Origin of the sequence: Leclercia sp. Marseille-Q4284 (assembly GCF_916618945.1) — a bacterium.
GTDB lineage: Bacteria > Pseudomonadota > Gammaproteobacteria > Enterobacterales > Enterobacteriaceae > Enterobacter > Enterobacter tamurae.
This window is the reverse complement of sequence record NZ_CAKAKG010000001.1, coordinates 650,336-673,649: the sequence shown is the minus strand read 5'-3', so window position 1 is coordinate 673,649 and position 23,314 is coordinate 650,336. Positions and strand designations below refer to the sequence as shown.

Here is a 23,314-nt window from a genome sequence, read left to right as displayed (position 1 = left end):
AAGAGATGTCTGACGCGGTTACGATCTACCACAACCCTCGCTGCTCAAAGAGCCGCGAAACACTAGCCCTGCTGAAATCCAACGGCGTTGAGCCGCAGGTGGTGCTCTATCTGGAGACGCCGCCGGATGCGGACACCCTGCGCACGCTGTTAAGCCAGCTGGGCATGAGCAGTGCCAGAGCGTTAATGCGCCAGAAAGAGGAGCTTTACAAAGCGTTGGGCCTCGCTGACAGCGCGCTCACTGAAGAGGCGTTAATTCAGGCGATGGTGGATAATCCGAAGCTGATCGAGCGCCCGATTGTGGTGGCAAACGGTAAAGCACGTATTGGCCGCCCACCTGAACAGGTGCTGGAGATTGTGAAGTAAGTAAAATGGCCCGGTAGCCTGCGTGCGCCGGGCCTACAGATTGAGGATATCTTTCACAAAGGGAATGGTGAGCTTTCGCTGAGCGGTGATAGATGCCCGATCCAGCTGATCGAGGGTCACAAACAGCGTACGCATCTCGCGATCCAGCCGTTTTAACAGAAAACGTCCCACGTCTTCCGGCAGTTCAAACCCCCGCAACCGCGCCCGCAGCTGCAACGCCTGCAATTTATCTTCATCGGAGAGCGGCTGTAATTTGTAGATCTGCCCCCAGTCGAGGCGGGAGGCGAGATCGGCCAGCCCCAGGTTCAACTGACGCGGTGGACGATCGCCGGTGATCAGCAGCCGGGTTTTCCCGGACTCCAGAATGCGATTGTAGAGATCAAAAATCGCCATCTCCCACAGCTCATCCCCCGCCACGCATTCGATATTGTCGATGCAGACCAGCGACAGCTGTTCCATCCCATCGAGCACTTCCGGCACAAACCAGGTGCGCTTATCCAGCGGCACATAGCCGACCGCATCCCCGCGCTGCGAGAGTTCGGCACAGGCGGCATGCAGCAGATGGCTGCGCCCCGCGCCTTCGCGTGACCAGATATAGATGTAACCGCTGTGCTCCTGGCGCAACACGTTTTGCAGTGCAGCCAGTAAAGAGGGGTTATCACCCGGCCAGAAACTCGCGAAAGTTTCGTCGTCGGGAAGATAAAGTGGCAAAGAGAGCTGTGCCGGTGCGTTCAGAAATACCTCAACCAGGTCTTACTCGGAATCGGCCCAGAGTTTAACACGGAACAAGCGGGGAGAGAACCGGGCGGATCGGCCGCCCGGTTAGAGGATCAATGGGAGACTTTTTCTGTCTCTTCCGCGTCCAGGACCACTTCTTCCGGGCGCAGAACGGAGATCAGTTTGAAGATCAGAGCCAGGGCAATACCAACGATGGTTGCCAGCGCCATGCCTTTCAGCTCGGCCGCGCCAATGTGCACCTTGGCACCGCTGACGCCAATGATCAGGATCACCGAGGTCAGGATCAGGTTCTGCGCTTTGCTGTAATCCACTTTCGATTCGATCAGGACACGGATACCGGAGGCACCGATTACCCCGTACAGCAGCAGCGAAACGCCGCCCATCACCGGGACCGGGATGATCTGGATGGCTGCCGCCAGTTTACCCACGCAGGAGAGCAGGATAGCGATAATCGCCGCGCCGCCGATAACCCAGGTGCTGTACACGCGGGTAATGGCCATCACACCAATGTTCTCACCGTAGGTGGTGTTTGGCGTTGAGCCGAAGAAACCGGAGATAATGGTCGAGAAGCCGTTGGCAAACATCGAGCGGTGCAGGCCCGGGTCGCGGATCAGGTCGCGCTTGACGATGTTTGCCGTGACCACCAGGTGGCCGACGTGCTCGGCAATCACCACCAGCGCGGCAGGCAGAATGGTGAAGATGGCAAACCACTCAAAGCGCGGGGTGTAGAAGGTTGGCAGCGCGAACCAGTGGGCCTGGGCGATCGGCGTAGTATCCACCACGCCCATGGCGAAGGAGAGCGCATAGCCCGCCAGCACGCCAATCAGGATCGGGATAATCGCCATAAAGCCACGGAACAGCACGGAGCCAAAGATTGTCACGCCCAGGGTCACCAGCGAGATGATAATGGTTTTGGTATCCGGCGCCTGACCGTCGGCAGGCAGCAGGCCCGCCATGTTCGCCGCGACACCGGCTAACTCCAGCCCGATGACGGCAACAATGGCGCCCATTGCCGCAGGTGGGAACATCACGTCCAGCCAGCCGGTACCGGCTTTTTTCACAATGAAAGCCACCAGACAGAACAGCACGCCGCACATGATAAAGCCGCCCAGCGCCACTTCGTAGCCCAACGGCAGCAGCAACAGTACCGGGGAGATAAAGGCAAAGCTTGAACCCAGATAGGCCGGGATTTTCCCTTTACAGATGAAGAGGTACAGCAGCGTCCCGATACCGTTAAACAGCAGCACGGTAGCCGGGTTAATGTGGAACAGGATTGGCACCAGCACGGTTGCGCCAAACATCGCAAACAGGTGCTGCAAACTAAGCGGGATTGTCTGTAAAAGCGGCGGTCTTTCACTCACCCCGATAGCACGGCGCGTCATAGTGTTTTCCTCAAGTGTTGTTTGTTTTTAGCGGTTGGTTTTTTTATTCAAAAAAAAGCCGACTATCAAAGTCGGCTTCTTTTTCGTTGTTCACTTATTTGGTACCAAAAATCTTATCACCGGCATCACCGAGACCCGGGATAATGTAACCGTGCTCGTTCAGACCCTGATCGACAGAGGCGGTGTACAGCTCCACGTCCGGGTGCGCTTTTTCCAGCGCGGCGATGCCTTCCGGCGCGGCAACCAGTACCAGTACCTTGATGCTGCTGCAGCCCGCGTTTTTCAGCAGGTCGATAGTGGCGATCATTGAACCACCGGTCGCCAGCATCGGGTCAACAACCAGCGCCATACGCTCGTCGATGTTGGAAACCAGCTTCTGGAAATACGGAACCGGCTCCAGCGTCTCTTCGTCGCGATAAATACCGACCACGCTGATACGCGCGCTCGGGACGTGCTCCAGCACGCCTTCCATCATGCCCAGACCCGCACGCAGGATTGGCACAACGGTAATTTTTTTACCTTTGATCTGCTCAACCTGTACCGGGCCGTTCCAGCCTTCAATGGTGACAGTTTCAGTTTCCAGATCGGAGGTTGCTTCATAGGTCAGTAAGCTGCCAACTTCAGAGGCCAGTTCACGAAAGCGCTTAGTGCTGATGTCATGCTCACGCATCAGGCCCAGCTTGTGTTTAACGAGTGGGTGTTTCACTTCCACAATCTTCATTCTCTTTCTCCTTCGGGTGGCAGCCACAAAAAAATCGCCGGATTATACCGCTTTTTGCGGACTACGCCATACCCATCTTGCTTGACCGGGATCAACCAAAGTGAATAACGGGCTGCAGAGAGTATAAAAGAGACAAAAAAAACCGGAGGGCTAAGCGGCAGTTTTTATGCCCGGCGGCGCTGCGCTTGCACGGGCCTACAGGGGTTGTAGGCCGGGTAAGGCGAAGCCGCCACCCGGCAATGCAGAATTAAAGCGACTCGCCGTTGCTGGCAATCACCTTCTGATACCAGTCGAAGGATTTTTTCTTGCTGCGATTCAGCGTGCCGTTGCCTTCGTTGTCTTTATCGACGTAGATAAAGCCATAGCGTTTTTTCATTTCACCGGTGCCGGCTGAGACCAGATCGATACAGCCCCACGGGGTATAGCCCATCAGATCCACGCCATCTTCCACCACCGCTTTTTTCATCTCGCGGATATGGGCGCTGAGATAGTCAATGCGGTACTGATCGTTCACCGTGCCGTCGCTCTCCAGCACGTCGATGGCACCAAAACCGTTTTCGACGATAAACAGCGGCAGCTGGTAGTGATCCCAGAACCAGTTCAGGGAGTAGCGCAGCCCCACCGGGTCAATCTGCCAGCCCCAGTCCGATTTCTGCACGTAGGGGTTGGAGACCAGACTTTTGCTCTCGTCGTAATCCAGCTGCGGGTTATCCGCCGTCGCCTTGGTGGCAAACGACATGTAGTAGCTGAAGCCGATGTAATCCACACAGCCCTGCTTCAGCGCTGCTTTGTCCTCTTCGGTGATATCAAGCTCGAAACCGCGACGGGCAAAATAGTTGAGCAGATGCTGCGGATAGGCGCCGCGCACGTGCACGTCGGTGAACCAGTAGCGGCGATGCATAGCATTCATCGCCATCATCATGTCGTCCGGGGCGCAGGTCAGCGGATAAATCGGACACATGGCGATCATGCAGCCGATACGCAGGGACGGGTTGATTTCACGTCCGGCCTTTACCGCCAGGGCGCTGGCCACCAGCTCGTAGTGCGCCGCCTGGAACATCACCGGCTCGCGATCTTCACCCGGCTGATAGTGCAGGCCGGAGTTGGTGAACGGAGCGAAATCTTCGTGGAAGTTGGCCTGGTTGTTGATCTCGTTGAAGGTCATCCAGTACTTCACTTTGTGCTGATAACGCGTAAACACCACGCTGGCAAAGCGCACAAAGAAGTCGATCAGTTTACGGTTACGCCAGCCGCCGTATTCGCTCACCAGGTGATAAGGCATTTCGAAATGCGAGAGGGTAATCACCGGCTCGATGCCGTGCTTCAGGCACTCATCAAAGAGATCGTCGTAAAACTGCAGGCCCGCCTCGTTGGGCTGCTGTTCGTCGCCTTTGGGGAAAATACGCGTCCAGGCAATCGAGGTGCGGAAGCATTTAAAGCCCATTTCTGCAAAGAGTTGGATGTCCTCTTTGTAACGGTGATAGAAATCGATGGCTTCATGGTTGGGGTAGTTTTTGCCCGGCAGCACGCCGTCGGTGATCTCGCGCGGGACGCCGTGCGCGCCTGCGGTCATTACGTCTGCGACGCTCGGGCCCTTCCCGCCCTCCTGCCAGCCGCCTTCAAGTTGATGCGCCGCCACCGCGCCGCCCCACAGAAAACCCTCTTTGAATCCTGACATGCGATATCCCTCATTCAGCGTTAATTATCGGCAAAAAAGAGTACAGAAACCGGTTTCAGTGAAATGATGTGCATTCAGCGAAGGGGTTGCAAGTATAAGAATGTACCCGGTTTCATTTTCGTGAACGGGTTCAAGTTTGCGTGTCAGCACGCGATTTTTGCTGGATTTTCAGGGCCCCTTTTTTCTGTTGCAGAATGGGCTCGCAAACGTTTGCCTGGACTGTTAGAATTGCGCCGATTTTTCTTACAATCGCAATGCAATCGCGTGGGGACTTGAGCCGTGACCAACAAAACTTCTCTCAGCTACAAAGATGCCGGTGTAGATATTGACGCAGGTAATGCGCTGGTTGACCGTATCAAAGGGGTCGTTAAAAAAACCCGTCGCCCGGAAGTGATGGGTGGGCTGGGAGGATTCGGCGCACTGTGCGCGCTGCCGCAAAAATATCGCGAACCGGTTCTGGTCTCGGGCACTGACGGCGTCGGCACCAAGCTGCGCCTGGCGATGGATCTGAAACGCCACGACACCATCGGTGTTGACCTGGTTGCCATGTGCGTGAATGACCTGGTGGTTCAGGGCGCTGAGCCGCTGTTCTTCCTCGACTACTACGCCACCGGCAAGCTGGACGTCGACACCGCAGCCAGCGTGATCAGCGGTATCGCTGAAGGCTGTCTGCAGTCTGGCTGTGCGCTGGTCGGCGGTGAAACCGCTGAAATGCCGGGGATGTACCACGGCGAAGATTACGACGTAGCCGGCTTCTGCGTGGGCGTTGTCGAAAAATCAGAAATCATTGACGGCAGCAAAGTGACCGACGGCGACGTGCTGATTGCGCTGGGCTCCAGCGGTCCGCACTCCAACGGTTACTCTCTGGTGCGTAAAATTGTTGAAGTGAGTGGCTGCGATCCGCTGACCACCGAGCTGGAAGGCAAACCGCTGGCCGATCACCTGCTCGAACCAACCCGCATCTACGTGAAATCCATTCTGGAGCTGATCGAGAACGTGGATGTTCACGCCATCGCCCACCTCACCGGCGGCGGCTTCTGGGAAAATATTCCGCGCGTACTGCCGGACAACACCCAGGCGGTAATCGACGAATCCTCATGGCAGTGGCCGGCAGTGTTCAACTGGCTGCAGGATGCCGGTAACGTCAGCGATCATGAAATGTATCGCACCTTCAACTGCGGCGTGGGGATGCTGATCGCTCTGCCAGCCAGCGAAGTGGACAATGCCCTGGCGCTGCTGCAGGCCAAAGGTGAAAACGCGTGGAAAATCGGTATCATCAAAGCATCTGATTCCGAACAGCGTGTGGTCATTGAATGAAAAACATAGTGGTGCTCATTTCCGGTAACGGAAGTAATTTGCAGGCTATCATCGATGCCTGCGAACAGAAGAAGATCAACGGCACCATTCGCGCAGTATTCAGTAACAAGGCCGACGCGTTCGGCCTTGAGCGCGCCCGCGACGCAGGCATTGCCGCCCATGCGCTCGGTGCCTCGCAGTTTGCCAGCCGCGAAGCCTTTGATCGTGAGCTGGTGCAGGAGATCGACGCCTACGCCCCGGACGTGGTGGTGCTGGCGGGCTACATGCGGATCCTCAGTCCGGCCTTTGTGGCGCACTATGCCGGGCGACTGCTGAACATCCACCCTTCCCTGCTGCCAAAATATCCCGGCCTGCACACCCACCGTCAGGTGCTGGATAATGGCGACGAGGAGCACGGCACCTCGGTCCATTTTGTCACTGACGAATTGGACGGTGGCCCGGTGATCCTGCAGGCGAAAGTGCCGGTGTTTGCAGGCGACAGCGAAGAGGATGTCACCGCCCGGGTTCAGGCCCAGGAGCATGCCATCTATCCGCTGGTGGTCAGCTGGTTTGTTGATGGCCGCCTTGAAATGCGCGACGGTGCCGCCTGGCTGGATGGCGCGCCGTTACCCCCGCAAGGCCACGCGGCCGAAGAGTAGTCTTTTGCCGGGTGGCGCTATCGCTTACCCGGCCTACAACACCCTTTGCCCCGTCTGCCCGGCAACTCGTTATTATCCCTCAATAAAAAATTTAACTGTCATACTTTTCTGACACAGTTGGACATATAGTGGAAATGCTCGCCATAATAAAGGCGAGACGGATTTACCACGTCCTGTGATTGAACTGGAGTGTGAGTAGTAATGGGTCAGGAAAAGTTATACATCGAGAAAGAGCTAAGCTGGTTAGCCTTCAATGAGCGCGTGCTTCAGGAAGCAGCGGATAAAACTAACCCGCTGATTGAGCGCATGCGTTTTCTGGGGATTTACTCCAATAACCTGGATGAGTTCTACAAAGTTCGCTTTGCTGAGCTGAAACGCCGAATCATCATTAGCGAAGAGCAGGGTTTAAATTCCAATTCGCGTCATCTGCTGGGCAAGATCCAGTCCCGGGTTCTGAAAGCCGATCAGGAATTTGACAGTCTGTATAACGAGTTGCTGCTGGAGATGGCACGCAATCAAATCTTCCTGATTAACGAGCGACAGCTCTCGGTCAACCAGCAGAGCTGGCTGCGTCACTATTTCAAACATTATCTGCGCCAGCACATCACCCCCATTCTGATTAACCGCGAAACCGATCTGGTGCAGTTCCTGAAGGATGATTACACCTATCTGGCGGTGGAGATTATTCGTGGCGACAGCATCCGTTATGCGCTGCTGGAGATCCCGTCAGATAAAGTGCCGCGCTTCGTCAACCTGCCGCCGGAAACCCCGCGCCGCCGCAAACCGATGATCCTGCTGGATAACATCCTGCGCTACTGTCTGGACGACATCTTTAAGGGCTTCTTCGATTACGACGCCCTGAACGCCTATTCGATGAAGATGACCCGTGACGCCGAGTACGATCTGGTGCACGAGATGGAAGCCAGCCTGATGGAGCTGATGTCCTCCAGCCTCAAGCAGCGTCTGACCGCGGAGCCGGTGCGCTTCGTCTATCAGCGCGATATGCCGGACGCGATGGTCGAGATGCTGCGTGAAAAGCTGACCATCTCCCGCTACGACTCCATCGTCCCGGGTGGCCGCTATCACAACTTTAAAGACTTTATCGGCTTCCCGAATGTCGGCAAAGCCAATCTGGTGAACAAGCCGCTGCCGCGCCTGCGCCATATTTGGTTCGATAAGTTCCGCAACGGCTTCGACGCCATTCGCGAGCGCGACGTACTGCTCTACTATCCGTACCACACCTTTGAGCACGTGCTGGAGCTGATGCGTCAGGCATCGTTCGATCCCAACGTGCTGGCGATCAAAATCAACATCTACCGCGTGGCGAAAGACTCCCGCATTATCGATGCGATGATCCACGCCGCCCACAACGGCAAGAAAGTGACCGTGGTGGTGGAGCTGCAGGCACGCTTCGATGAAGAGGCCAACATCCACTGGGCCCGCCGCCTGACCGAAGCGGGCGTACACGTCATCTTCTCGGCCCCGGGGCTGAAGATCCACGCCAAGCTGTTCCTCATCTCCCGTAAAGAGGGGGAGGACGTGGTGCGTTACGCCCACATCGGTACCGGCAACTTTAACGAGAAGACCGCACGAATTTATACCGACTACTCGCTGCTCACCGCCGATGCGCGCATCACCAACGAGGTGCGCCGGGTCTTTAACTTCATTGAGAACCCGTATCGCCCGGTCAGCTTCGACTATCTGCTGGTGTCGCCGCAGAACTCCCGTCGCCTGCTGTATGACATGATCGACAAAGAGATCGCCAATGCCCAGAATGGCCTGCCGGCTGGCATTACGCTGAAGCTCAACAACCTGGTCGATAAAGGGCTGGTGGATCGCCTGTATGCGGCTTCCGGTTCCGGGGTTCAGGTCAATCTGCTGATCCGCGGCATGTGCTCGCTTATCCCTGAACTTGAGGGAATCAGTGAAAATATTCGCGTTACGAGCATCGTCGACCGCTACCTTGAACACGATCGCATCTATATTTTTGAGAACGGTGGCGATAAACGCGTCTACCTCTCCTCTGCCGACTGGATGACGCGTAACATCGATTACCGCATTGAAGTGGCGGCGCCGCTGCTTGACCCGCGGCTGAAGCAACAAATTCTTGATATCATTGACTTATTGTTAAGCGATACTGTAAAAGCACGTTATATCGATAAAGAACTGAGTAACCGCTATGTGCCGCGCGGCAATCGCCGTAAAGTGCGGGCACAGCTGGCGATTTACGACTATATCAAATCACTCGAGCAATCCGATTAACCTATGCCGATAAACGATAAGACCCCACGACCGCAGGAGTTTGCTGCGGTCGACCTTGGCTCTAACAGCTTCCACATGGTCATTGCCCGTGAAGTCGATGGTGCAATGCAGATCATCGGTCGGCTGAAACAGCGCGTCCACCTGGCTGACGGCCTGGGGCCGGACAACATGCTCAGCGAAGAGGCGATGGAGCGCGGGCTGAACTGCCTGTCGCTGTTTGCCGAACGCCTGCAGGGTTTCACCCCATCGAGCGTCTGCATTGTCGGGACCCACACCCTCCGCCAGGCGTCGAACGCCACCGAATTTTTAAAGCGTGCGGAGCAGGTGATCCCCTACCCTATCGAGATCATTTCGGGGAATGAAGAAGCCCGACTGATTTTCATGGGTGTGGAACATACTCAGCCAGAAAAAGGCCGCAAGCTGGTGATCGATATCGGCGGTGGCTCCACCGAGCTGGTGATTGGCGAAAACTTTGAGCCACATCTGGTGGAAAGCCGCCGGATGGGCTGCGTCAGTTTTGCACAACTCTACTTCCCGGGTGGGACCATCAGCCGGGAAAACTTCCAGCGTGCCCGCATGGCCGCGGTGCAGAAGCTGGAGTCGCTCGCCTGGCAGTACCGACTGCAGGGCTGGAACGTGGCGCTCGGCGCCTCGGGTACGATTAAAGCCGCACATGAAGTGCTGGTGGAGATGGGCGAAAAAGACGGTTTTATCACCCCGGAGCGTCTGTCGATGCTGATGGAAGAGGTGATCAAGCATAAGAGCTTTGATGCCCTGAGCCTGCCTGGCCTGTCCGAAGAGCGCAAGGCGGTGTTTGTGCCGGGTCTGGCGATCCTGTGCGGCGTGTTCGATGCGCTGGCCATTCGTGAGCTGCGCCTGTCTGACGGCGCGCTGCGCGAAGGCGTACTCTACGAGATGGAAGGCCGATTCCGTCACCAGGATATTCGCAGCCGTACCGCGCAGAGCCTGGCGAATCAGTACAACATCGATCGTGAGCAGGCGAAGCGGGTCCTGGAAACTACCACCCATATGTATGAGCAGTGGGAAACCCAGAACCCGAAACTGGCGCATCCGCAGCTGGCGGCCCTGCTGAAGTGGGCGGCGATGCTGCACGAAGTCGGATTGAACATCAATCACAGCGGGATGCACCGCCATTCGGCCTACATTCTGCAAAACAGCGACCTGCCTGGCTTCAATCAGGAGCAGCAGACCATGATGGCCTCGCTGGTACGCTATCATCGCAAAGCCGTTAAGCTGGACGAGTTGCCGCGCTTTACGCTGTTCAAGAAAAAACAGTTCCTGCCGCTGATCCAGCTGTTACGTCTGGGCGTGCTGCTCAACAACCAGCGTCAGGCGACCACCACGCCGCCAACCCTGACGCTCACTACGGACGACAACCACTGGACGCTGAGCTTCCCGCACGACTGGTTCAGCCAGAACGCGCTGGTGCTGCTGGATCTGGAAAGAGAGCAGCAGTACTGGAGCGCCGTTACCGGCTGGTGTCTGAAGATTGAAGAAGAGCACTCTCCGAACGTCGCCGCCTGATTGCCCTTCAGGCGCTCGTTGCGAGCGCCTGTTGCGGCAGCAAAGACTCCAGCCTGACGGGTTTACCTATTAAATAGCCCTGGAAGTAATCAATCCCCAGCGCCTCCGCGGCGCAACGGATCTCTTCGCTCTCGACATATTCTGCCACCACCAGCATCTTCTTCATCCGCGCCAGATGGCAAATCGAGGCCACAATCTGGTAATCCAGACTGTTGCTGACGATGTTACGAATAAAGCTGCCGTCGATCTTCAGGATATCGGCATCGACATTTTTTAAGCGGGCGTAACTGGCGTAGCCGGTGCCGAAATCATCAATGGCGACCCGGCATCCCATCTGCTGCAACTGGTTCATCGTCTGCATGGCCAGCCCGGCATTGCCAAAACTGCTGCTCTCGGTGATCTCAAAAATGAGCTGCCAGCTCTCAATGCCATAGGTTTCCAGCATGCGGCTCACCTCAAGCGGCAGCTGTGCCCGGCAAACGGATGATGGCGACAGATTGATGGCAAAACGCTGGCCCGGCAGACTCTCCCGGTTATCGGCCATAAACTGCAGCGTCTTCTCCAGCACCAGCAGATCAATCCGCGAAGAGAGGCCAAACTCCTGCGCGACGGGCAGAAACTCATCGGGGGCAATCAGCTCGGCACCATCATTTTGCAGCCGGAGCAGCACCTCATGATAGTCATCGCCGCGGATCCCCTTCACCGGCTGCGCCAGCAGGGTAAACTCATCTTTTTCCAGCGCGCGCTGCAGGCGATTCATCATCGCGACTTTGTCTTTCAGGCCGCGTTGCAGATTGATGGCGCCCCGCTGCTGCAGGTTTTCCGGGTGATTGGTCGCCAGGGAGAGATCCGCTATGGTGCTCAGCTCCCCCAGCAGCAGATAAAGATGCACCACCGGGGAACGCACGTAGCAGTAGCTGACCCCCACCTGCGGCTGGAGCGGCATCCCATCCCAGACGAAGCGAAAACGTTTGATATGTAGATCCAGCTCGTCAATACGGGACTGGTGCAGTTCGGTATTCAGCCGCAACACCAGATCGTGCCCGGACAGCTGATACACGCACTCATCCGGCTGCAGATAGTCATGGATCCACGCAGCCAGTTTCTGTTTGTACTGGATACGCAGCAAAACACCGTAGTTACGCCCCAGCACCTCCAGCTCCGGGATGCGCAGGAAGCAGAGCACCGACCAGGGGTTTTTCCCCAGCGCGCGGTTGAGCGCCCGCAGATTTGGTATGTGCACCACTGGGTCGAGAAATGCCAGCCGTCTGGCGCGGATATTAATCGTGCGCTGACGCGTCGCCAGCATCGCCATATAAACCACCACGAAGGTAAAGACCAGATAGCTGGAGGTGGTGATGGTGAGCTGAATGTCGTAACCCTGTGCCCGGGGAATGTAGCTGTCAAAAAAGTGAATAGAGATAATCAGCACCGGCGTCCAGATCAGGGACATCAGCTTATAACCGAAGCGCATCGATCCCCATAGCATCACTGGCATCAGCAGCGAGAGCGTGTAATTGGTACTGAAAATGGTGCTGTTTTCGTTGATCGGCCACAGGAGCAAGGCCAGCAGTGCGCCGGTTGCCGCGGTCCAGATAATCACTTCCGTCACCGTCACTTTACGATCGACCTGGCCCACGATCTGCGACAGCAGGCTTCGCAGATAGCGGGGATGGCGGAGAATGCGGATGATGAGATAGCAGAACGGCACGCCCGTCAGGCACCCGACCAGTAAGCCCTGGTAGTTAATCAGCGAGCGGATCCCGGGGGTGCTGATCCCCGCCAGGTCAAACCGGGTTTTGTAGACCCCAAGGAAGACGGCGAACTGAAACAGCAGCAGAAAAATCGTGGCCGGGCAGAGCATCTGCCAGAACATCCGTTGCGCCATCAGCCGGGCGTCACCATAGGAGACATTATTGCGGCGGGGAACAAAAACCCGGTATCCACCCCAGCTGAGGGTTATCGGAATCAAATAATGGCCAATCGCTACGGTGGTCTCGTAACCGCCCACCAAAGGGTAATAGTGTACAAAAAGCGCAATCACAATGCCTGGCACCGCCGCCATGCCGTAAAACAGCATCATCGACAATAAAAACGCCAATGGCATGTAATAGAGCACCACGATATTTCCCTGAACCTGGGTGTAGGTCGTGGCAAGTCGTGCAATGGGCAGCAGAACGATCGGCAGGATTAGGGGCAATGCCCACCAGCGGTCTTTGTATTTTTTGTATAATGAAAAGATAGTCATAGATGCCATAGTTAACCCACTCATCCAGGGGCAGTTCAGACAGGCATCCAACCTGACGACGTTGTCGTGCAGACGAAATAACGCAAACACGAAAGGAGGAAAGATTTTAGTAAGCCATGGCGAGCGAGATTTGACTTAAATCAAAAATATTATTGCCGAATAAGAATATTCACGTTTTTTAACGATAATTTTGTGCGAATTATCAATGGTGTAAATAAATTAATAATATACATAACAACAGGTGAATTAATCGTTGACGGAATTTTACAAACCGAATAATTGACCCCTGTGGCTTCCGTATGCCTTAATGGCACATCGCCCTCAGGGTATTTTCAGGAACACGACAGTGAGTCAGGCTACACGTATGCGAAAACGACATCGGTTTAACACTCGGATGACGCGAATCATACTGCTAATCAGTTTATCCTTTTTCCTTGGCCGTTTTATTTATTCCTCTATTGGCGCCTGGCATCATCATCAGGAAAAAAAGCAGGCACAGCAATCCAGCCTGTCAGTCGAAGCGCCTGACCGCTAAGTGTTCCAGTGCATGTTGACGTGAGGAGTGTCCCGCTCAGGATATCCTTAGTCCTGACCGACACTCTAACCAGATGTTAATTTGCCCTCTACAGAGTGCTGTTCCCCGGCATCATCCAAATAACGAAACCGTATTATCCCCTTATTTGTTAAATTGCTTACGTCCTTAAGCGCATAGTTTTTGGTGCTAAAAGGGGCTGTCATCATGTCTGGCTGCTGCTGAACCGCGCTTTCCGAGGAGCCGTTCAGTAAGGTGATAGAGGTAAATGAGATGTGCAGCGGTGTTGGGTTTACGCATTCGATAAACCACTGCGCGCCGTCATGCTTAAGGTGAAAACTCAACCGGGAAACAGCATCCTTTAACGACAGAGAGATCCCTTTCGGACGGTAAAAGATCTTTTGCTGGGTATTCATCGCCAACGCGAGTTTCCGCTCGTCTTTAACCTTGCCAATCGCAGATGGAATTTCATATAAATTCAACCAGAAAACCGATTCACGATCTGTCGGAAGCGGCTCCTGATTATAAAGAATACGCAGCGACTGGATCCCTTTCGGTGCCACGCGCAGTACCGGAGGGAGTATCACAAACGGGGCATGAGCGGAATCTGGATCGCCTGTGCCATCGTCCACCCAGCTTTGCACAATGACGGGATAATCATTGGTATTAACCAGCATCAGCGATTTTTCCCGATCGGTAGCCTGATAAACCACCCGCGTTGAGGAGGCCATAACACCTGCCTGGGCAGGTATTATGAGGAGCCAGGCCAGGAGCGCAGCCATATAACGGATCATTGCATCTTCACCAGTACATAGGCAGTGGCATGAACTTTACCCGGCGTGACCGTCTGTCCATTTAACTTTTTCAATGTGGCAATAAAATCGTAAGTGTACCAGGAGTATCCGGCCATAGAACTACCGTCTTTGGTTGCACCTTGCAGGACGGGATACCAGCCTGCGGCGTTGCCACCCGGTGTTAGCGTCGCGATGCCGGGTTGCCCTACAAACGTCAGCGCCTTTGCAGGTTCTTTGCTGTTTGCCACGGTTATACCCACGCCCTTGGCCATGCTGCTATCAAAATAGTTATCCGAAACCAGCGCGCTGACCCCGCCGCTGCCGTTGACAAGCCCCAGCGTTGAGGCTGCACTGTAGGCACCATCCGAGACCTGTAAGCCCAGCGCGGTCTGGGTATCATTAATCCCCGACGTCACTGCGTCACTGCACTCCACCCGGACAGAGAAATTCCCGGTTACCTCCTGCCCTTCTTCCAGTGCATTGGCCGTAATCGTTGGAAACAGGACAAACGGCGTCACGTTACGTGCCACACAAGTGGGGTTGGAATAGAGTTTATTGGCGGTACGCATACCATAGCCAAAGCCATTATCAGATCCCCAAAAGGCATATTTCGTTGCACAGTCATCGCCGGGTTTGTCATGGCCAAAACTGAAAGAGACGTTGTCATCGCCTGACAGCTGAATGTAGGCGTTAGGCTCGGTACAGGTATACATTTTTCCTGCTGAGCTGGCATAGGTGATCCCCGCACAAAAAGAGGCGACCCCGGCAGGGGGAAGCGTACTCACCCGGTACAGCTCTGCCTGCAACGGGGGAATATCCTGCAAGCGAATTTGGATCTTTCCGCCCTCGGTACCGTATGTGGTAATAGGCACTTTTTTCCAGTAGCGAGAGACCACGACACCAGACATAGTTTGGCGTAAGCCCACATAGGCAAACCAGGTTGCGTAGACACCATCAAGACCGTCTTGCGCGCCGATATCGACATTGCCGCCAACCCGATCGTCACCGTTGGTGGCGATCAGGTAATAAATGTTCGGTAGATCGGCCTGGTCACATTCCCAAAAGACGGTACTCCCTGTCGCGCCAAGGGTTGTATAGTTTGTCGAGGGTACAACGGTGCTCGCGAGCAGGCTTCCTACCGGAACAAAATAGGGGTCCGGCAGATTGATTTTTCCAAAGGGGATAATCGCGCTGTACCCGCTATCTGCCTGCAAGGAAGTACTCTTTTTATTACATGTCGCCCATGATGGCAGTGCCACCCCGAGCAGCAACAGTGCTGCACATAACTTCACTAGCAGCGTATTCCTTTTGTTCATTTGTCCTCCATGCAATCAATTGACACATACAGCGTCGAGCTTAAGTAAGGCATTTCCCTGTTTAGCCGCAGGAAATTTATAGGGCATACGACACTTATCTTCAGCGTCATCACCCCAGCGAACCACTAACTCGCCCTCGGTCTTTTCAGCCCGCACATAGATTTGTCCGCCCTGACCCGCCATCCCGACGATATCGCCCTTTTCGTCCAGCACATCCGCCCCCAACGGCACCGGTTGACCATCCTTAAAGCGGGTACGGATCAGCAGCGCGGTACCGGTACGGGTACGGAACACCACTTTGACGCCAGCACCTGCCACCGGGGCGATCTGCTTCTCACTGTCCACCAGTTCCGCATCGCCTTCCATCCCCTGAGGGTCCAGGGAAATTCGGTTGTAGCGATAAGGCGTCACTGCCGGAACCAACGCATACCCATTGCTGTCGATCACCACCTGCTGCGAGCTAAAGATTTTTGCCCCTGTGGCGCCCTTCGCCTCGACCAGCGCAAAGGTATCGCCCAGATACGGCCCCATCGTCAGGCCGCCGGAATGGGCAACAAATGCCCCCTGCGCATTACCCGATGCCTGCCAGTACCCTTTCCCCTGCGAGGCATTGACGCCCAGCGTGGCAAACGTCGTTCGTTTCTGCAGGTTGCCACCGACGGTGGTCTGTTTGTTTTCCTGATCGCGGGTCACGTTCAGGTTGTAGTTTGTGGTCATGGCTTCATCCACCATCCCCGAAACAGCGGTCTGATACTGATCGCCGCCGTCAGAAGAGTGGGTCCAGGAGTTTGTCAGATCTGCCGCACGCGGACCTGAACCAAACGGAATCGAAAATGATAAGGACGTCATGGTCTGCATACTTCCTTCATCATCGTTATAACTTCCCGTCCGCTGTCGACCCACGGACAGGTTCATGGCGATGCCATACGCGAAAGTGTTGCTGTAGCCAAACTGCAGCTGCATATCCTTATTCCGATCGCCGCGGTAGCTTTGCGCCGAACCGGTCAGGAAAATATTGCCGTAGCTCTGCAGACTCTGACTGACTGACACATCAAAGCGCGCAAGCTGACGATAGGTGCTGGACTGCCAGTCATCCGCCTCGCCGTGCTTCCATGCCTCACGTAAACCGAGTACATCGCTGAAATCGCGATAGCCATCAGTGGAATAGCGATAACCTGCAAGGGAAACCGTTGTGCTTGTTGGCTGGAACGTTTTGCTCCATGCAAGGTGTGCCATCCAGCCCTCGGTGTAGCCCTCGTCGGGTAAATCAGCCCGGGAGTAGGTGGCATCCACGCCAAACGACCCCAGATAACTGCCGTACACCCCGCCTATTAACGCTGACTGATAGCCATCAGAAATACGCAGCCCCGTATTCGCCGTGATGCTATTGGTTATCCCGCGCTGCCAAATCAGATCGCTGAACGCTGCCTCTTCCCCGCTATCCCGCGTTTTACCTATTTCAACACTGTAGCGCGAGATGCCCGGGCGCATGGATTCAGGAACAGCCGAAAACGGCACGCTAAAATGGCTGACAGAACCGTCGGCCTCGGTAATGGTCACGATAAGATCCCCGCTATAGCTGGTGGGATACAGATCGTTAATTTCAAAGGCACCGGGAACGACGGTGGTCTGATAAATTTCCGTACCGTTTTGCGTCACGGAAACTTTCGCATTCGACGTCGCCACGCCGCGGATCGTCGGGGCATAACCCCGCATTGAATCCGGGAGCATCCTTTCATCGCTCGACAGGCTCACGCCGTTATAATCCAGGCCGGAAAAAAAGCGCCCGTTGGTGATCAATTCTCCCATCATCAGCTGGCTCTGGATAAGGGGTAAGGGCCGCTGCACATAGCTGCGGATATTATTCCATTTACTCCCGCCCTCTTTATCCCAGTTGATGTTGGATAATTGACGATACTGCCAGCTTCCGAGATTAAGCCCACCGTTCAGCGATGCCCACACGGAATCTCTGTCCCTCATTTCATTATCTGAATAGGAGACGTGATAATAGTTAGCAATATAGTTGGCAAACCCCAGCGAACTGCCGGTATCCAGTTCCCGCGGATTGACATAGCCACGCGGCACTTTATTCAACAGCATCTGAGGGATAGTAAAATCCAGCCGAAAACGGGAAGCATCAACATAGGTGCTGCTCCCTTTGGCAACCTGCTCGATCAGTTTGCAGGTACCCTCGGCATTCTCCACATTCTTCAGGCCTATTGCTGTCAGCATCTCAGGCGTTAGGCAGGGTTTCACTGAACCATCGGGTTGTTCAATAAAATCGATATTATATTGCTCAGAAAACTGGCTATTAATATAAACATCCATTTTATATTGGCCAGCCAGAATACTGTTTGGCCTGGTTAAACGCCCTAATAATTCCTCGCTAAATCGCCCCCCGCGGAATAAATCCTTATCAAACACGTAATCATTGTCCGATGTCGAATTATTTGTACTTACGTGCTCGTTTTCAGAGGCAGCTTGCGCGGCAGAAACCGATGCCAATATCAAGCATAGCATTGCAGGATATTTCATTGATTTGGTATCCATCCCAAATGATTTAACATACAGCAAAGAATTGAATAAAATTCTCTTTAGAGGTTAATGGTATTCACGTTATCAACGCCGTAATCATTGACGACCACTAAACGTAACTGGCTTCCTGCCAGGCGGGATACGGATGCAGAAGGCGTCCATTCGGTCTCTTTTTTCGGTGCAACCAGGGTCGAATCGGCCAGGGTAATTTCTCTACCATTAACCAATAAACTCGCTTTTCTTACAACGACATGATACCCCGTTGGATTGCTTACCTTAATACGCTTGCCATCCAGGCTAAAGCGTAAAGCCTTCACAGCATCGGCAGGAGCACCAGCAATACCTTTAGGACGATAGAAAATTTTCACTCGTGAAGTCACAGCAAGAACCAGTTGATTCGCGGCCTGTTCGTTTTTTTTCAGTAAAGGCAGCTGGCTAAAGCTGAAATAAAAAATAGTCTCGCGGTCCTGTGGTAAGTTATCGCCAATATACTTTATTCTGATTGATTGCCCCGAATTGGGCTCCATACGAAATATTTGTGGCGTAACTATAAACGATGATGAGCTGTCAGCTTTTTCTTTAATTTCCTCATGATCGTCAATCTGCATCTGAAGAAGATAAGCTTTGTTATCAGGATTTCTTAATTGAACTGTTTTTTCTTTTGCTTGCTCAGGGAAAATGACGCGGGTCCCTGTCATTACGACACTGGCAGACGCGGTGTTTATGCCTGATACAATAAAAATAATCAGAAAAATGAAAAACTTGTACATCCCTCGAACTCCACGCCTTTTACAGCTGAATATACATTCTGGCCCGGCGATCTCCGCCAGGCCAGAATGTACCTAATTACAGGTAGCTTACTGTGTATTCCGCAACAGCGCTGATTTTACCTGGAGCAGCAGTAGCCGCATCAACAACATAGTATTGAGCACCAAACTCGTAGCTTGCTGTGGTGGCATTAGCCGCCAGCACCAGACCTGGTACGCTGGTTACACCAGACAGTTGTACTGCGGTGCCGCCTGTACCGGAGGTGGTCAACTGAATACCATAGCCTGTAGCCGCATCCGTAGTGGCGCGGTTACCCAGCGTTCCGGTGGTGCTATCAACATCGTAACCCAGGAATTTGGTGGTGATATTGGTGCTTGAGGTCGAAGACTTACAACCACTCAGGGAGATGGTGAACGGCGTCAGGCCTGCAGTTTGACCGTTAGTCAGAGTTTCACCAAATTCCGTTGCAGCTACTGTTGGCAGCATGACCACAGAGCTGGTTTGTCCGTTAATATTTACGGAACAGGTTTGATCGGTTACTTCACCTTCAAATGTTACCGTCGGCGCAGCCAGTGCAGAATATGGAAGAGCAACTACGGTAAATGCTAAGGCAATTTTTTTTAAACCAGTCATAATATATCCTTATTTAAGTAGGCAAACACATCTTCATTCCAATGGAGATGTAATTATTCAGAAAGCAATTTTAAATAAATCTAACGCCATTTTTCCCACCATTATTAACACTAACTATATGCACACGTAGTGAAAGCAATACGAATGCAGATGCAGTGTTATTAGCTGCTGGAGTAATAAGCTTAATAAATTCCAAAATTTAAAACAACCCACCTAATCCGTTCAAAAAACAATCACGAACATATAATACGTTCCATTTCATCAAGTTAAAAAACACAACGTTAAAAATATCGCCAGAATAATAAAAGTCATTTTAGTCGTTGCTTATTAAAGCCAAAGCATAAGCCCTACAAAACCATCTGGCGGACAGGATAAACAACCAATCTACTTACACCCATCAGTTATTTAAACTATTTATAAAGAAAAAAACCATCAATGGATAATAGATATATAAATGATTGGCTTATTCACAAATTAAATAATTTGAAATCAAAAACCCACATAATGATATTAAATTAAAGCGTTTTTTAGAGTAATTAAGTTCTCTATATTTATTTACTTCATAATATTTTTGCCATTAACAGAACGCATTGTGCAGAAAATGTTCACAAAAAATAAAAAAGCCCTCTGTATTAGAGGGCTTTTATGCGTTCTTCAGGTTATAAACAACCCGGCACGATTAGCAGATTATTCCCACTCAATCGTCGCAGGTGGCTTCCCGCTGATGTCATACACTACCCGCGAAATGCCATTTACTTCGTTGATGATGCGGTTAGAGACGCGGCCTAAGAAGTCATACGGCAGGTGCGCCCAGTGGGCAGTCATAAAGTCGATGGTCTCAACCGCACGCAGGGAGACAACCCAGTCGTACTTGCGGCCATCGCCCATTACACCCACAGAACGAACCGGCAGGAATACGGTGAACGCCTGGCTGACTTTGTTGTACAGGTCAGCTTTGTGCAGCTCTTCAATGAAGATCGCGTCCGCACGACGCAGCAGGTCGCAGTACTCTTTCTTCACTTCGCCCAGCACGCGTACGCCCAGACCCGGGCCCGGGAACGGGTGACGGTAGAGCATGTCGTACGGCAGACCCAGCTCCAGACCAATCTTACGCACTTCGTCTTTGAACAGCTCGCGCAGCGGCTCAACCAGACCCATCTTCATCTCTTTCGGCAGGCCGCCCACGTTGTGGTGAGATTTGATGACGTGTGCTTTACCGGTTGCGGATGCCGCAGATTCGATCACGTCAGGGTAGATGGTGCCCTGGGCCAGCCACTTCACGTCTTCCAGACGCAAGGCCTGTTCGTCGAACACTTCCACGAACACGCGACCGATGATTTTACGTTTCGCTTCCGGATCGTTTTCACCCGCCAGCGCGGTCAGGAAACGCTCTTCGCCTTCAACGTGAACGATGTTCAGGCCGAAGTGGTCGCCAAACATGTCCATCACCTGCTGAGCTTCGTTCAGGCGCAGCAGACCGTTGTCCACGAACACGCAGGTCAGGTTTTTACCGATGGCGCGGTGCAGCAGCATCGCGGTCACGGAGGAGTCAACCCCGCCGGAGAGGCCGAGGATCACTTTGTCGTCACCGACCTGCTGGCGAATACGCTCAACCGCATCGTCGATGATTTTTGCTGGCGTCCACAGGGCTTCACACTGGCAAATGTCGATGACAAAACGCTCCAGCATGCGTAGACCCTGACGGGTATGAGTCACTTCCGGGTGGAACTGCACGCCGTAGAAGCGTTTCTCTTCGTTAGCCATGATGGCGAACGGGCAGCTTTCGGTGCTGGCGACGGTCACGAAGTCAGACGGGATGGCGGTGACTTTGTCGCCGTGGCTCATCCACACGTCCAGCAGCGCTTTGCCGTCGGCGGTCAGGGAGTCTTCGATACCGCGGATCAGGGCACTCTCAGTCTGAACTTCAACCTGCGCGTAGCCGAACTCACGTTCGTTAGACCCTTCAACGTGGCCACCCAACTGCATCGCCATAGTCTGCATGCCGTAGCAGACGCCGAACACCGGCACGCCAGCTTCGAATACATACTGTGGCGCGCGCGGGCTGTTATCTTCGGTGGTGCTTTCCGGGCCGCCGGAGAGGATGATACCGCTTGGATTGAATTCGCGAATCTGTGCTTCCGTGACATCCCACGCCCACAGCTCACAGTAAACGCCCAGCTCACGGACGCGACGAGCGACCAGCTGAGTGTATTGCGAACCGAAATCCAGAATGAGAATGCGATGTTTATGAATATTTTCCGTCATTGACGCTAATTCCGAGGCAAGTGAAACAAAATCGCCCGGCATATAGCCGGGCGTGGAAACTTATCAGGAGCCCATACGGTAGTTCGGGGACTCTTTGGTGATGGTCACGTCGTGAACGTGACTTTCCTGAATACCCGCGCCGCTGATACGCACGAATTCCGCTTTAGTCCGCAGCAGGTCGATGGTACCACAGCCGGTCAGACCCATACAGGAGCGCAGGCCGCCCATCTGCTGGTGAATGATCTCTTTCAGGTAGCCTTTATAGGCCACGCGGCCTTCGATACCTTCCGGCACCAGTTTGTCGGCAGCGTTGTCGGTCTGGAAGTAACGGTCAGAAGAGCCTTTGGACATCGCGCCCAGAGAACCCATCCCACGGTACGACTTATAAGAACGGCCCTGGAACAGTTCGATCTCGCCCGGGGACTCTTCGGTACCGGCCAGCATGGAACCGACCATTACCGCTGCGGCACCGGCCGCGATGGCTTTGGCGATGTCGCCAGAGAAACGGATCCCGCCGTCAGCAATAACCGGAATACCGGTGCCTTCCAGCGCTTCTACCGCATCGGATACCGCAGTGATCTGCGGAACGCCCACGCCGGTCACGATACGGGTAGTACAGATGGAGCCAGGACCGATACCCACTTTCACCGCGCTGCAACCCGCTTCAGCCAGGGCGCGAGCGCCTGCGCCAGTTGCCACGTTACCGCCGATGATCTGCAGATCAGGGTATTTTGCACGGGTCTCACGAATACGCTGCAGCACGCCTTCGGAGTGGCCGTGAGAGGAGTCAATCAGCAGGACGTCAACGCCCGCAGCAACCAGCGCATCAACGCGCTCTTCGTTGCCTGCGCCAGCGCCAACCGCAGCGCCCACGCGCAGACGGCCATGCTCGTCTTTACAGGCGTTCGGTTTACGTTCTGCTTTCTGGAAGTCTTTAACGGTGATCATGCCGCGCAGGTGGAAGCTGTCATCCACAACCAGCGCTTTCTCAACGCGTTTTTCGTGCATTTTTGCCAGCACCACGTCGCGGGATTCGCCTTCACGCACGGTGACCAGACGCTCTTTCGGGGTCATGTAGACGCTGACCGGCTGGTTCAGGTCGGTGACGAAACGCACGTCACGGCCAGTGATAATGCCCACCAGCTCGTTATCAGCAGTCACAATCGGATAGCCTGCAAAGCCGTTACGCTCGGTCAGGGCTTTCACTTCGTGCAGAGTAGTGGTTGGCAGAACGGTCTGTGGGTCGGTAACGATGCCAGATTCATGTTTCTTCACGCGGCGAACTTCTTCTGCCTGGCGCTCGATAGACATGTTTTTATGAATAAAGCCAATGCCGCCTTCCTGAGCCAGGGCAATAGCCAGGCGCGCTTCAGTCACGGTGTCCATTGCCGCGGAGAGCATAGGAATGTTCAGGCGAATGGTTTTAGTCAACTGCGTGCTGAGGTCGGCAGTATTCGGCAGAACGGTGGAGTGAGCGGGAACGAGGAGGACGTCGTCAAACGTCAGTGCTTCTTTAGCAATACGTAGCATGGGCAATATCTCTGACCTGGGTGGTTAAATATTGCCGTGGCATTATA

18 protein-coding genes are annotated in these 23,314 nt (G+C 54.0%); 6 read left to right on the top strand and 12 right to left on the bottom strand.

Features of this window, described 5'->3' with window-relative positions:
* The first annotated feature begins 5 nt into the window (after positions 1-5).
* Positions 6-365: an arsenate reductase (glutaredoxin) gene (gene arsC, locus LG383_RS03100; RefSeq protein WP_106994634.1), complete on the top strand. Its 360-nt coding sequence runs from the start codon at positions 6-8 to the stop codon at positions 363-365.
* A 33-nt stretch (positions 366-398) separates the two neighbouring features.
* On the opposite strand, the gene LG383_RS03095 is transcribed toward arsC, so the two are convergent.
* The 4 genes from LG383_RS03095 to LG383_RS03080 form a co-directional block, all read right to left on the bottom strand.
* Positions 399-1,100: a DnaA inactivator Hda gene (locus LG383_RS03095; protein WP_207630125.1), complete on the bottom strand. Its 702-nt coding sequence runs from the start codon at positions 1,098-1,100 to the stop codon at positions 399-401.
* Between the two features lie 95 nt (positions 1,101-1,195).
* Positions 1,196-2,485, bottom strand: coding sequence for a uracil permease (uraA, locus tag LG383_RS03090; protein WP_106994632.1), 1,290 nt, complete (start codon positions 2,483-2,485; stop codon positions 1,196-1,198).
* Between the two features lie 94 nt (positions 2,486-2,579).
* Positions 2,580-3,206, bottom strand: a complete 627-nt coding sequence (upp, locus tag LG383_RS03085; protein WP_106994631.1) for a uracil phosphoribosyltransferase — start codon at positions 3,204-3,206, stop codon at positions 2,580-2,582.
* A 247-nt stretch (positions 3,207-3,453) separates the two neighbouring features.
* Positions 3,454-4,884 carry a 6-phospho-beta-glucosidase gene (locus tag LG383_RS03080; protein WP_225758299.1) on the bottom strand — a complete coding sequence of 477 codons (1,431 nt, stop codon included), beginning with the start codon at positions 4,882-4,884 and terminating at the stop codon, positions 3,454-3,456.
* A 279-nt stretch (positions 4,885-5,163) separates the two neighbouring features.
* Here LG383_RS03080 and purM point away from each other — a divergent pair, with 279 nt between their 5' ends.
* From purM to ppx, 4 genes are all read left to right on the top strand, one after another.
* Complete coding sequence (gene purM, locus LG383_RS03075; protein WP_106994629.1) at positions 5,164-6,201, top strand: phosphoribosylformylglycinamidine cyclo-ligase; 1,038 nt, start codon at positions 5,164-5,166, stop codon at positions 6,199-6,201.
* A complete protein-coding gene (purN, locus tag LG383_RS03070; RefSeq protein ID WP_225758298.1) occupies positions 6,198-6,839 on the top strand; it encodes a phosphoribosylglycinamide formyltransferase in 642 nt (213 codons plus the stop codon). The genes purM and purN overlap by 4 nt, the downstream gene beginning before the upstream one ends.
* A gap of 201 nt (positions 6,840-7,040) precedes the next feature.
* The gene (gene ppk1 / locus LG383_RS03065) at positions 7,041-9,101 is read left to right on the top strand and encodes a polyphosphate kinase 1 (RefSeq protein WP_106994627.1); all 2,061 of its coding nucleotides are present in this window, start codon (positions 7,041-7,043) and stop codon (positions 9,099-9,101) included.
* Positions 9,102-9,104: 3 nt separating this feature from the next.
* Positions 9,105-10,646 (top strand): exopolyphosphatase, encoded by a 1,542-nt coding sequence (gene ppx / locus LG383_RS03060; RefSeq protein WP_166183319.1) that lies wholly within the window; start codon positions 9,105-9,107, stop codon positions 10,644-10,646.
* A 7-nt stretch (positions 10,647-10,653) separates the two neighbouring features.
* Here ppx and LG383_RS03055 read toward each other — a convergent pair whose 3' ends face one another.
* Positions 10,654-12,894, bottom strand: coding sequence for an EAL domain-containing protein (locus LG383_RS03055; RefSeq protein ID WP_225759500.1), 2,241 nt, complete (start codon positions 12,892-12,894; stop codon positions 10,654-10,656).
* A 346-nt stretch (positions 12,895-13,240) separates the two neighbouring features.
* Between LG383_RS03055 and LG383_RS03050 the strand changes: the two genes are divergently transcribed.
* Positions 13,241-13,429, top strand: a complete 189-nt coding sequence (locus LG383_RS03050) for a YfgG family protein (protein ID WP_106994624.1) — start codon at positions 13,241-13,243, stop codon at positions 13,427-13,429.
* 65 nt (positions 13,430-13,494) lie between these two features.
* Here the strand turns inward: LG383_RS03050 and LG383_RS03045 are convergent, their stop codons facing one another.
* From LG383_RS03045 to guaB, 7 genes are all read right to left on the bottom strand, one after another.
* Entirely contained in the window at positions 13,495-14,157 is a 663-nt protein-coding gene (locus LG383_RS03045) for a molecular chaperone (protein ID WP_225759499.1), read from the bottom strand.
* A gap of 59 nt (positions 14,158-14,216) precedes the next feature.
* Positions 14,217-15,536, bottom strand: a complete 1,320-nt coding sequence (locus tag LG383_RS03040; protein WP_225758297.1) for a fimbrial protein — start codon at positions 15,534-15,536, stop codon at positions 14,217-14,219.
* 15 nt (positions 15,537-15,551) lie between these two features.
* Entirely contained in the window at positions 15,552-18,071 is a 2,520-nt protein-coding gene (locus LG383_RS03035; protein ID WP_225759498.1) for a fimbria/pilus outer membrane usher protein, read from the bottom strand.
* A 59-nt stretch (positions 18,072-18,130) separates the two neighbouring features.
* The gene (locus tag LG383_RS03030; protein WP_106994620.1) at positions 18,131-18,841 is read right to left on the bottom strand and encodes a molecular chaperone; all 711 of its coding nucleotides are present in this window, start codon (positions 18,839-18,841) and stop codon (positions 18,131-18,133) included.
* Between the two features lie 76 nt (positions 18,842-18,917).
* Positions 18,918-19,475 carry a fimbrial protein gene (locus LG383_RS03025; protein ID WP_370635156.1) on the bottom strand — a complete coding sequence of 186 codons (558 nt, stop codon included), beginning with the start codon at positions 19,473-19,475 and terminating at the stop codon, positions 18,918-18,920.
* Positions 19,476-20,159: 684 nt separating this feature from the next.
* Entirely contained in the window at positions 20,160-21,737 is a 1,578-nt protein-coding gene (gene guaA, locus LG383_RS03020) for a glutamine-hydrolyzing GMP synthase (protein WP_106994618.1), read from the bottom strand.
* Positions 21,738-21,800: 63 nt separating this feature from the next.
* Positions 21,801-23,267, bottom strand: a complete 1,467-nt coding sequence (guaB, locus tag LG383_RS03015; protein WP_106994617.1) for an IMP dehydrogenase — start codon at positions 23,265-23,267, stop codon at positions 21,801-21,803.
* Positions 23,268-23,314: the final 47 nt, after the last annotated feature.